Origin of the sequence: Aquimarina sp. Aq78, assembly GCF_900299525.1 — a bacterium.
Taxonomy (GTDB): Bacteria; Bacteroidota; Bacteroidia; order Flavobacteriales; family Flavobacteriaceae; genus Aquimarina.
On sequence record NZ_OMKA01000026.1, the window covers coordinates 432743 to 445613 of the forward strand.

Consider the following 12871-nt stretch of genomic DNA (forward strand, 5'->3'; position numbering starts at 1 on the left):
TTAATGTTTTTTTATTATCAATTGGGTTGCAATGTCGTCAAACGCAATTTCTGTACCATTTATTACATCTGATGCAAATTCAATTGTCTCGGTTAAGGTTTCATTTTTAATATAATTCTCATTAGTGGCGATAGCTTCTTGAATAGCTTCATTTTCCTGAAAAACAATTTTTATCTTATCAGTCACCTCAAGACCACTATCTTTACGAATGTTTTGAATACGATTTACAAGTTCTCTGGCGATTCCTTCTTTTTTAAGCTCAGAACTTATCGTTACATCCAATGCTACAGTCAAAGTTCCAGAATTTGCTACTAACCAACCTTCAATATCCTGAGAGCTTATCTCTACATCATCGGTACCTAATGTAATAATTTTATCATTAATTTCTACATCAAAATGCCCTGTTTGTTCAAGAATTTTAATGGTTTCTTGACCGAATGATTGTATCTTATTGGAAATCAGCTTCATATCTTTGCCAAAGCGAGGGCCTAATGTTTTGAAATTAGGTTTAATTTGCTTTACCAGGATACCTGATGCATCATCTATAAGCTCTATTTCTTTAACATTAACTTCACTTTTTATAAGATCTGCAATGTCATTGATTTCATTCTTTTCGGCTTCGTTTAGCACAGGAATCATAATGCGCTGTAATGGCTGTCGAACTTTGATTTTTTCTTTTTGACGAAGAGAAAGTACCAAAGAAGATATAGTCTGCGCTTTCTGCATCTTGTGTTCTAAAGGTGTGTCTACAAAATCCTGATTATACTCAGGGAAATGTGCTAAATGAACACTTTCAAAACCTTCTTTTTGTGTTCCTGTTACCAAATCTTTATATAATCGATCCATAAAAAATGGTGCTACCGGTGCTCCTAATTTAGCAATCGTTAACATACAAGTATATAATGTTTGATAGGCAGAAACTTTATCTTTTTGATAATCGCCTTTCCAGTATCTTCTTCTGCTTAGACGCACAAACCAGTTACTTAGGTTTTCCTGAACAAAATCAGAGATTGCTCTGGTTGCCTTGGTAGGCTCATAATCATTATAATAGGTATCTACATTTTTGATCAGGGTATGTAACTCACTTAGAACCCAACGATCAATCTCAGGTCGTTCTGCTAATGGGATGTCGGCTTCAGTATATGTGAAATTATCGATATTGGCATATAAAGTAAAGAATGAATATGTGTTGTATAGTGTGCCAAAAAATTTACGGCGAACCTCTGCAATTCCTTCAGAATCAAATTTCAAGTTATCCCAAGGATTGGCATTACTAATCATATACCATCGGGTAGCATCTGGTCCAAAAGTTTTTAAAGTCTCGAAAGGATCAGCTGCATTACCAAGTCTTTTAGACATTTTTTGCCCATTTTTATCTAATACAAGACCATTAGATACTACATTTTTATAGGCAACATCATCAAAGATCATGGTTCCTATAGCATGTAGTGTATAGAACCATCCACGAGTTTGATCTACTCCCTCGGCTATAAAATCGGCTTTTCTTTCTCCTGCTTCTACCTTTTCTTTATTCTCAAAAGGATAATGCCATTGCGCATATGGCATTGAGCCAGAGTCAAACCATACATCGATAAGATCGCTTTCGCGTTTCATAGGTTTTCCTGAAGGAGATATCAAGGTAATTTGATCTACTACATTTTTATGAAGATCAATTTTATCATAGTTCTCTTCGCTCATATCGCCAACTGCAAAGTCTGCAAATATATCTGCTTCGAGTACTCCTGCCTTAACCGCTTTACTCATTTCGGTTTTTAATTCTTCAACAGAGCCGATAATAAGTTCTTCTTTACCATCTTCTGTTCTCCAGATTGGTAATGGAACACCCCAGAATCGAGATCGAGATAGATTCCAATCATTAGCATTAGCCAGCCAGTTACCAAAACGACCCTCACCAGTTGCTTTAGGTTTCCAATTGATACCCAGATTAAGCTCATGCATACGATCTTTAAAATCGGTTACTTTTATAAACCAGGAGTCTAAAGGATAATATAAAACAGGTTTATCGGTACGCCAGCAATTTGGGTAACTGTGTACATATTTCTCGACCTTAAAAGCTTTATTTTCTATTTTTAGTTTAATGGCTATTTCTACATCAACAGATTTCTCTGGAGCTTCACCATCATCGTAATATTCATTTTTAACATATTTACCACCCAAATCACCCATTTGCGAGATAAATCGTCCTTGTAAATCTACAGTGGGTACAAGGTTATCATTTTCATCCATTACTAATAATGCAGGTACCTCGGGCTTTGCTTGCTTGGCTACTAATGCATCATCTGCACCAAAAGTTGGCGAAGTATGTACTATCCCGGTTCCATCTTCGGTAGTTACAAAATCACCTGCAATGATTCTAAATGCATTCTCTGGATTATGATATGGTTGCACATAATCTATAAGTTGCTCATAACGAATATCGACGAGATCTGCTCCTTTACATTCCTTTAAGATGAAATAAGGAATCTTTTTGTCTCCTTCTTTAAAAGTAGTTAGCTCTTCTTTAGTTTCTACCTGCACAAATTTGCCGGCAAATTGCTTTCCTACCAAATTTTTTGCAAGAACAACATGAATCGGCTCAAAAGTATATTGATTAAATGTTTTTACAACTACATAATCAATTTTAAGACCTACTGTTAATGCTGTATTCGAAGGAAGAGTCCAAGGAGTTGTCGTCCAGGCGAGAAAATAAATAGCTTCTTCTATCTCCTGCAAAAACGAAGGCAACGTTTCTTTTTTAGCTTTAAATTGAGCTACAACTGTTGTGTCGGTAACATCCTGATACGTACCTGGTTGATTAAGTTCGTGTGAACTTAGTCCTGTACCTGCTTTAGGAGAGTACGGCTGTATAGTATATCCTTTATATAATAATCCTTTTTTATAAATCTGAGAAAGCAACCACCATACACTTTCCATATACTTAGACTTATAGGTAATATATGGATCGTCCATATCTACCCAATATCCTATTTTTTGTGTAAGATCATTCCAGATATCTGTATAACGCATCACAGCTTTTTTACAAGCTTCATTATACTCTTCTACAGTGATTTTTTTACCAATATCTTCTTTGGTAATTCCTAATTCTTTTTCTACACCAAGTTCTATCGGAAGTCCGTGTGTATCCCACCCAGCTTTACGTTGTACCTGATATCCTTTTTGTGTCTTATAGCGACAAAAAATATCTTTAATTGCACGAGCCATTACATGATGAATTCCCGGTAATCCATTTGCTGAAGGAGGGCCTTCAAAAAAGATAAACGGTTTTGCTCCATCTCGTTCACTAATACTTTTTTCAAATATGGTATTCTGTTGCCAGAAATCCAGTATTTCGTCAGCTACTTTAGGTAAGTCAAGTCCTTTATATTCAGGAAACTTCGTGCTCATTTGATCGTTCTTTCTATTAAGAGTGCGAAAATAAGGATTTTCTGGAAAAAAGAAGGGTGAATTTGGAATGTGATATGAAATAATTGTTAGGTAAATATGATTTTTTAACAAAGAATTCAATTTTTCATTGAATTCTTATCGAAAACACATCAAAGTAGTAGTGAAATTAATTTTAGAAATGAACGATATGTAATGTCGAATAATGAGATCTCTTTTTAAAATCATTTGTCAGCGGTTAGATTTTAGTATTTTTAGGCGACGAAATAATTGTATGTGATTTTGTATTGATCTATCCAATACAAATCTGATCTCTAAATATAGTATAAAACAGATGAAAGAAACTCTAGATATTGTATTACTCCAATCTCATCTGGCATGGGAAAACCCAATACAGAATCGTGCTGCTTTTGCTCAAAAAATTAATTCGATATCTCAGAAAGTGGATCTAATTATTTTACCCGAAATGTTCACTACAGGGTTTACAATGAATGCTATCGAAGTAGCAGAAAAAATGGGGGAGGATACTTTACAATGGCTAGAGAAAATGGCCAAATCGGCGGATTGTGCAATTGTAGGAAGTATTATTATTGAAGAAAAAGAAAACTATTATAATCGATTGGTTTTTATGCTTCCTGATGGGACTTGTGAGGTGTATGATAAACATCAGTTATTTACATTGGCCAAAGAACAAGAAGTCTTTACTGCAGGACAAAAAGATATAATTATAGATTATAAAGGTTGGAAAATTAAACCGCTAATTTGTTATGACCTTAGATTTCCGGTATGGGCGAGAAATACTTCGGGATATGATGTATTGTTATATGTTGCCAGTTGGCCAAAACCTCGTATTGATGCATGGGATGCATTGCTAAAAGCAAGAGCTATCGAAAATATGTGTTATTGTATTGGGGTAAATCGTGTAGGTCTTGATGGTAAAGGATATGAATATAATGGTCACTCTGGAATATATGATGTTTTAGGAGATTCGGTTTTAGAAGAAAATCCTGTCGAGAGAGAAGCTATTTTATATGCAACATTAGATATTTCTCATGTTAAAAAAATAAGAAATAAATTACCTTTTCTTGATGATAAAGATAATTTTAAACTAATCTAATGTGAAGGTTTGCTTTATTTCCCAGTTTGCTCTAACATCTATTGGTTCTGCAAAGTAGCGGATTTCTTCGGGTTGTATTCCTTTTAAAAAATTACCGCTGTCCCATTTGCCATTATTATTACGATCAAAAACGATTCTGATGTAATATTTAGACGGGTCGAGATAATCAAAAGCCAAAGTTTCCTGACGTTGCACATTTTTTTCTGAAATCACTTCTTCTTTTTCATTTGTGACTTGAACCAAAATTGGATAAGCTTCTACTTTTTGGAGTGTTAAGAAAATAGTCCCATAATCGGTTAATTTCTTTGTCCGGAAATTGATTTTTATAGTATCGTTAGCATTGCCTGTGAAATCTTTAATAGCTTCTGGTAAAAACTGTAAACTGTAGGCGTTATTCTCTGTTTTTTCAAAAGCCAGTTGTGCTTCATTTTTTGTGATGTCTAATTTGATAGAAAAAGGAACCTCAAGTGTATCCTTATCAGTTAGAGAGATTAGTTGCTCATTAATGCTATCCAGGGCAGTATTTGCTGTAAAAACAAAATCTTTATTAGGTGGAAGTGTAGCTCCAATATAAGAGGATACTACAAGAGAATCTTTATACTGATCTTTAAATCTGGTAAGTACAGTGTCTCGATATTTTTTAACATTGGTTACTTCAAATAATAATGAATCAGCTTTAAAAAATGGTCTAAACCAATAGTGCAATGTATCTTTGTTTTTATCAGGAAAGATTCGAGTTTCAAATGTGTCTGGTGCGTCACTTAGCAACTTAATTTTCATGCTATCTACTTCACCTTCATACGGAAAAATAAATTTGTTTTTTGAGACTTGTTTAGGGTTTAGCGCTTTAAAATCCAGGGTTTCTTTAAATATATTAAGATTAAAGACTTTAGCGGTATCTTCAGGAAGTGATATTATCTCTTCATAAAACCCTATTTTATCCTGTTTAGGTTCGTAGATATAGTTGTTAGAAATATCTTTTAAAGCAATGAGTTTAAATTTTCCTTCTTTCAGATTATGCAGACTAAAAACTAAGCTATCTAAGGTGTTAGTAATATATCTGGGAACAGTCTTATATACCAGTGAATCTGAGTAGTTTTCATCAATTTCATATAAAGCTACTGTAATATAAGGATCTGCCTTTTTTTGAATAGCATCACCAACAGTACCTTTTATACTTAAAGAGTCGAGAGAATCTCCTGTAGAAAAAACATATCTAAAAAAAGAATTAGGATTTTCTTCATTATTATCTACTACACTTTCACCAAAATTAATACTATAGGTTGTGTTTGCTAATAAGGTGTCAAGAAATTTAATTTTTATGTATTTACTGGCTCCTCCCAAAGGAGTGATAGTCGGTTTAGGATCCATAGGAGGAGAAACGATAATTTGTTTTTGCGGATCTTTTAATTTTACATATTCATCAAAATAAATTCTGATCTCATTTTTGTCAAAATTTGTAGAGAAATTGGGAGGCATAGCTTTTATAAAAACCGGAGGAGTCTCATCTTTAGGACCACCGGTTATAGAACCTTTTTTGGCACAACTAACCACGATGACAAGTGACGCCAAGGTAAGCAATATCATATTTATTCTTTTGCTCATATCTCCGCAATAATTTTAGGACACAAAGAAACAACTATATTTAAAAAACAAAAAACTTAATGAAATTCTATTTAAGAACGAATTCAAAATTGGCTTATAAATAGAAGTACGTTATATCAATCTCACTTGTATAACAAGGTTTCAAATGTAAATTTATTGTATATCAGACTTTATTCTAATTACTCTGTTATAGCTATTGTGGCGACACTTATTTTGATACCAGGAATAGATTTTAATACATTTACACAAGATTCTATTGTTGCACCTGTTGTAACAATATCATCAACCAACAAAATATGCTTGTTTACAAGTAAGGACTCATTTTGAATCCCGAATGTTTCAACAGTGTTTATCCATCTGCTAAGTCTTCCGTGTTTGGATTGTTTTTTATTGTAGGAAATTTTTTTCAAAACAGAATCAACATATTCAGCATTTAGTTTTTTGGCAATTTCGGCTCCGAATTTTCCTACTTGATTATATCCTCTTTCCTGTAATCTCCTTTTGTGTAAAGGAACTGGGATTACAGAATCAATAAACTGGTATCCAGATGTTTGAATTAACTCCTGGCCGAGCCATTTTCCTAGCTCTTCTCCTATCTCTTCTCTTCCTCGATATTTTAGATTATGAATTAAATTTTGTACTAAACTATCTTTATGAAATACAAATAAAGCAGTAGCATTTTCAATTTTGACGCGACCATAAAATACTTTTTCAATTTTTTTTGCGTTTACGTTATGGAAATTGCCCAAAGGAAGCTCGTGTCTGCAAGAAGTGCACAGTAACCTTTCATTAGTATATAGAGGGCTGTCGCAGGCAGCACAATATATAGGATAGAATAAATACGCTAAGTCTCTTAGCATTTTGTTAGGGAGATTAACATTAATTATTATATTTAGCTATTAAAATAACCATCAAAAATTATAAATCTTAATTATGACAACTCAAAACAATAACTTAACCCTTAAGATTCTTATCGGTGTTCTAGGAGCACTGTTACTTATTCTAGGGATATTTACGTATAAGTTTTACAACGAAGAGAAGCAAAATAAAGCAATTTTGCAACAAGAAAAGGATCTTATTGAAAGTGAATTAGGAGAATTGATAACAAAGTATGACAATGCTATTGCTCTTAATGAAGTAATGGATGATCACTTACTTAAGGCCAAAGAACGTATCGTAGTCTTATTAGATAGTGTAAAAGATAATGATGCTAATCTGGCTTTGATCTCTCGATACAGAAGAGAAGTAGGTAAACTTAAAAAGGAACGTGAAAGATTGTTTAAGCTTGCAGATAGTTTAACGGTTGCAAATACGCAATTAACTACAGATTTAGATAGTACTTCTGTCGCATTAAATAAAAGAATAATCTTATCAGATTCGTTACAAACTCAAAACAGTAAACTTGCTGATATTGTAGAAAGAGGTTCGGCGCTTACGGCAGCAAATATTAAAGCAGAAGGAGTACGTGTACGTAACAGTGGTAAAATATCAACAACTTCTAAAGCAAGTAGAGCAGAAAAAGTAAGAGTTTGTTTTACACTTGCACCAAATAAATTAACAGAAAAAGGAGATAAAAACCTTTATGTACAGGTGGTTAATCCTGGTAATGTTTTAATAGGAGATAAAATAGCTGTAAACTTTGATAGTGCTACACTTACCTATAGTGGAACTAATAAAGTATTCTATGAAAATGAAGCACTGGATGTTTGTGTATTAGTAGATGCAGCAGAAGGAGAACTAGTTAAAGGAAACTATATTGTAAATGTATTCTCTGGACCAAAAATGATCTCAAACACTCAGTTTGAACTAAGATAAATTTTTTAGATACAAAATTAGAAACTGTCATATTGCTTAAAATATGACGGTTTTTTTATGCTTTTGTCAGAAATTACTTTCGATGAGTAACCCCTGCGTTAGCAACTGATGAAGATTTTAATAAAAAACAAAATCAGATTCGTTTTCAAATCATTTAAATTCAGTTATTTTTGCGCAATGGCAAAGCAAGAAGATAAATTTAAAAAGGTTATTGCCCATGCTAAGGAGTATGGGTATATTTTTGGTTCTAGTGAAATTTATGATGGACTAAGTGCGGTATATGATTATGGTCAAAATGGAGTAGAACTTAAAAAAAATATAAGAGAATATTGGTGGAAAAGCATGGTGAATATGCACCAGAATATTGTTGGTCTTGATGCTGCAATATTTATGCATCCTACAACCTGGAAAGCTTCGGGGCACGTAGATGCTTTTAGTGACCCTCTTATTGATAATAAAGATTCTAAAAAAAGATATAGAGCCGATGTACTTATTGAAGATTATGCAGAAAAGCTTAATCAAAAGGCTCAAAAAGAAATCGCTAAAGCCAAAAAACGTTTTGGAGATGATTTTGATGAAGCTCAATTTGTAGCGACTAATCCGAGAGTAGTAAAATACCTTTCTAAAAAAGAAGAGGTTATACAGCGTATGGCAAAATCTTTGGATAATGAAGATCTTGCAGATGTAAAGGCATTAATAGAAGAATTAGAAATTGCTGACCCAGAGACTGGTTCTAAAAACTGGACAGAGGTGCGACAATTTAACCTAATGTTTGGTACTAAATTAGGAGCATCTGCAGAATCTGCTACCGATTTATTCTTAAGACCAGAAACTGCTCAAGGTATTTTTGTGAATTTCTTGAATGTTCAGAAAACGGGACGAATGAAAATACCGTTTGGAATTGCTCAAACCGGAAAAGCATTTAGAAATGAGATCGTAGCGCGCCAGTTTATTTTTAGGATGCGAGAGTTTGAACAAATGGAAATGCAATTTTTCGTACGCCCTGGTGAAGAAATGAAATGGTATGAATACTGGAAAGAAACCCGATTAAATTGGCATTTATCTTTAGGTTTAGGTAAAGAAAATTATCGTTTTCATGATCACGATAAACTAGCACACTATGCGAATGCTGCTGCCGATATTGAGTTTGATTTTCCTTTTGGATTTAAAGAATTAGAAGGAATTCACTCCAGAACAGATTTTGATCTTAAAGCACATGAAGAACACTCTGGTAAAAAATTACAATTTTTTGACCCCGAGTTAAAAGAAAGCTATGTTCCTTATGTTGTCGAAACTTCGGTTGGATTAGACAGAATGTTCCTGGCTGTATTCTCTACCGCATTACAAGATGAAGAATTAGAAGATGGTAGTAGTAGAGTAGTATTAAAATTACCTGCAGTTGTTGCCCCTGTAAAAGCAGCAATACTTCCATTGGTTAAAAAAGATGGCCTGCCAGAGATTGCAGAACAGATTGTTGATGATCTAAAATGGAAATTTAATGTTATTTATGACGAAAAAGATGCTATTGGACGTCGATATAGAAGACAAGATGCTAATGGTACTCCATTTTGTATCACAGTAGATCATGATACTAAAAAAGATAATATGGTTACGATAAGAGATCGAGATACTATGGAGCAGAAACGAGTGGCGATTACAGAACTTAAAGCAATCATTTCTGAAAAAACAGATGCCGAGTATTGGTTAAAATAATTTTGGGAGAAGTTTTTCCTCATAAAGCTGCCTTATAATTAGGCAGCTTTTTTTATTCTAATAAAAACATGGATAAGATATGATCGTTGACAATCATTGATAATTTTTTTTAAAATTAACCGTTTTTTTATCAATACTTAGGATAAAGTGCTTTATGGTTATCGTATTTTGAAGTTTAGTTGTATTTTAGTCTCTAAGTAAAGAGCCAGGTCTTAATATAAATTATTGCTTATGCTATTAAAGAAAATTGTAGTAGTTTCTTTTCTATTTTTTGTTGCCATTGGATTTTCACAAAAGAAAGAAACCATGAATGCCAGTATGGTAACTACTGCTGCTTATATGCGGGCAATAGAGCCATTGGCAGGAAAAAAATTATTACCTGGCAAACCAAGAGAAGGTAAGATTAATCCCAGAAGAACAGATGCAAATAAGATTGTTCCGGGAAAAGGTTTTCCAAAAGGAATGGATCCTTTACTTGCAAAACAAAAGAGCAATCAGATGATGAGAGCAGGTAAAGCTCCTTCTCTTACATTCGAGACAAATTCTAGCAATAGAGCTCCTTCAGATCCTACAGGAGCTATTGGTCCTAATCATTATGTAAGTGCCAAAAACTTTGCTTTTGCAATACATGATAGAAGTGGTAATGAGTTAGTTGCTTCGTCATCATTAGCCAATATATTTCCAGGAGAAACTCTTGGAGATCCAATTGTCTTTTATGATAGTTTTGCAGATAGATTTGTAATTACTCAGTTTTCTAATACTCCAAATGGATTTTTGGTAGCTGTAGGTCAAGGGCCAGACCCTGTAAATGATGGATGGTATACGTATAGATTTAATACAGAAGGGTTTCCTGATTATACAAAATTTTCAATTTGGTCCGATGGATACTATGTAACGGCAAATAAAGATCAAAACTCTGTGCAAACCAGTGAGATTGTGTTTGTAATCGAAAGAGAAAAAATGTTACAGGGAGCAGCAGAAGAAAATGTAAAAATGGTAGGTTTTCCACTTCCAGGAGCAAGAATAGGAGGGTTTTACAGCCCGGCATCATTTAATGCTTTAGGAAAAACGTTACCTCCCGATGGTGATGCAAGAATTGTTTATTTTCAGGATGATGAGTGGGAAGGTGTCGATCAGGATATTTTAAAACTATGGAAAATTGATGTAGACTGGGTTTCTCCCAGTCAATCAACAATTGCAGAGGCCGAAGAGCTTGCGGTAACAATTTTTGACTCTACTTTTGATGGTGGGTCTTTTGGTAACTTACCACAGCCAGGTAGTGATCGAAATATTGATGCATTACAAGGTGCAGTTATGTTTGCCAGTAATTACAGGCGATTTTGTAATTATAACTCTGTAGTACTTAATCATGTAGTAGATGTAGATGCAGATGCAGATGATGTAGCAGGAATACGCTGGTATGAACTACGACAAAGTGGAGATGGCCAACCCTGGACAGTATTTCAGGAAGGAACTTATTTTTCTCCCGATGGTAAAAGTGCATGGTGTGGGAGTATGGCTATGGATGTTTATGGTAATATTGGTATGGGGTATACTACAATGGGTACAACAAGTACTGGGGCAAGTGCAGATAGTTTTGCCTCAATTCGATACACCGGTAGACTTGCAGGTGACCCATTAGGAATGATGACTATAGCAGAACAAGATATCAAGATAGGAACCGATATACAACGCGAAGGAGATCCACAACGATATGGAGATTATGCACAACTTACCGTAGATCCTGTTGATGATCAAACATTTTGGCACATTGCAGAATATTTTGAAAATACAGGAGACAACTCAAGAAATGTAGTAGGTGTTTTTAAGGTGGCTGGTACAGTTGCTACAGATGTGGGAGTAGTAAGTATAGATACCCCAGGAAATGATGCTACCTTTACCAATTCTGAAAACATTACTGTAACCGTTAAGAATTTTGGATCTACAGCTCAAAGTAACATCCAGGTTACATACTCTATTAATGGAGGACCAGTAGTTAATGAGTTATTAGCAGGCCCTATAGCTCCGTTAGGAACAGCTTCTTTTTCATTTGCTACCAATGCAGATCTTAGCACAGAAAGAGTATATACGATAACAGCAGAAACTAATGCAGCGGGAGATACTAATCCAGAAAATGATTGTAGCGAAGTAACACTCAATAATTTATTTCCTATTGATGTAGGAGTAGGAGAATTATTATCCCCTGCCTCTGATAGTGGAATTACAGCTTCTGAAGAAGCAATTACAGTTACATTGTATAATTTTGGTTCTACTGCGCAAACTAATATTCCGGTTTTTTATACTTTAAATAATGGAACCAGAATAGAAGAAGTTTTTACAGGCACCTTACAACCACAAGCAGAAGCAAGTTATACATTTACCACTTTGGTAGATATTACAGGAACAGGAACTTTCGAATTTCAATTAGGAACAGCTTTAGCTACAGATGAGAATACGGGGAATGATATGATTACCCGAACAATAGAAAGAGCGTTTTGTAGACCAACAGCAAATTGCGCTCGATTTGAGGACGGAATTAAGTCTTTCGAATTAGCAAATGTTACCAATACTCAAATTACCTGTGATACAGGGTATGAGGATTTCAGGAATGATTTTACCATCAATTTAAATCGATCCATAGGAAACTATACATTAACCGTACAAACAGGGTTTGCAGATAATAATGGATCAGAGCGAGTATCTATGTGGATTGATTTTAATGATAATATTGTTTTTGAAGAATCAGAATTGTTGTTAGATAACCAGATTATTGAAGCCGCTAATACAGATCAGGAGTTTACTATATCAATTGCTGCCGATGCTGTGTTAGGAAGCCATTTGCTTAGGATTCGTGCAGGTGATGTTAATACCAATAGTGGAGCCCCTCTTAATAATTCCTGTGGTTCGATGGACTTTGGTACGACCCATGACTATACAGTAGAGTTAGGAGAAAATAAAGAACTAAATACTGGATTGATTGTAATTACAGAACCCGATAATCAATTCTTGATCACCAAATCAGACTCAGGCCCAGAAACTGAAACGAGACTTTATATTTTTAACATTCTAGGACAGGTTATTGTTTCTAATATAGTGAGAAAAGATGCCAATGGTAGATTTGTATACGATCTGGATATGTCCTATGCGAGATCAGGAGTCTATTTTGCACGATTTGGTAACAAAAGAAAAGCAGACGCTACGAGGTTTGTTGTACAATAA

General features: G+C 34.3%; 7 protein-coding genes. 4 read left to right on the forward strand and 3 right to left on the reverse strand.

The features are described 5' to 3' along the window. Window positions 1–3405 (reverse strand): isoleucine--tRNA ligase, encoded by a 3405-nt coding sequence (ileS, locus tag DG435_RS18145; protein WP_106791080.1) that lies wholly within the window; start codon window positions 3403–3405, stop codon window positions 1–3. Between the two features lie 331 nt (window positions 3406–3736). Between ileS and DG435_RS18150 the strand changes: the two genes are divergently transcribed. After that, complete coding sequence (locus DG435_RS18150) at window positions 3737–4519, forward strand: amidohydrolase (RefSeq protein WP_106791024.1); 783 nt, start codon at window positions 3737–3739, stop codon at window positions 4517–4519. Here DG435_RS18150 and DG435_RS18155 read toward each other — a convergent pair. Both DG435_RS18155 and DG435_RS18160 read right to left on the reverse strand, forming a co-directional pair. After that, window positions 4511–6124, reverse strand: a complete 1614-nt coding sequence (locus tag DG435_RS18155) for an Ig-like domain-containing protein (protein WP_106791023.1) — start codon at window positions 6122–6124, stop codon at window positions 4511–4513. The two genes, DG435_RS18150 and DG435_RS18155, sit on opposite strands and share 9 nt — an antisense overlap. Window positions 6125–6303: 179 nt before the next feature. Continuing rightward, a complete protein-coding gene (locus DG435_RS18160) occupies window positions 6304–6984 on the reverse strand; it encodes a ComF family protein (protein WP_106791022.1) in 681 nt (226 codons plus the stop codon). 73 nt (window positions 6985–7057) lie between these two features. On the opposite strand from DG435_RS18160, the gene DG435_RS18165 reads away from it, so the two are divergent. The 3 genes from DG435_RS18165 to DG435_RS18175 all read left to right on the forward strand — a co-directional run bounded on the left by DG435_RS18165 (window position 7058) and on the right by DG435_RS18175 (window position 12871). Beyond that, window positions 7058–7939: a hypothetical protein gene (locus DG435_RS18165; RefSeq protein WP_106791021.1), complete on the forward strand. Its 882-nt coding sequence runs from the start codon at window positions 7058–7060 to the stop codon at window positions 7937–7939. Window positions 7940–8116: 177 nt separating this feature from the next. Continuing rightward, complete coding sequence (locus DG435_RS18170; protein ID WP_106791020.1) at window positions 8117–9652, forward strand: glycine--tRNA ligase; 1536 nt, start codon at window positions 8117–8119, stop codon at window positions 9650–9652. A gap of 231 nt (window positions 9653–9883) precedes the next feature. Further along, on the forward strand, window positions 9884–12871 hold the full coding sequence (locus tag DG435_RS18175; protein WP_106791019.1) for a GEVED domain-containing protein: 2988 nt from the start codon (window positions 9884–9886) through the stop codon (window positions 12869–12871).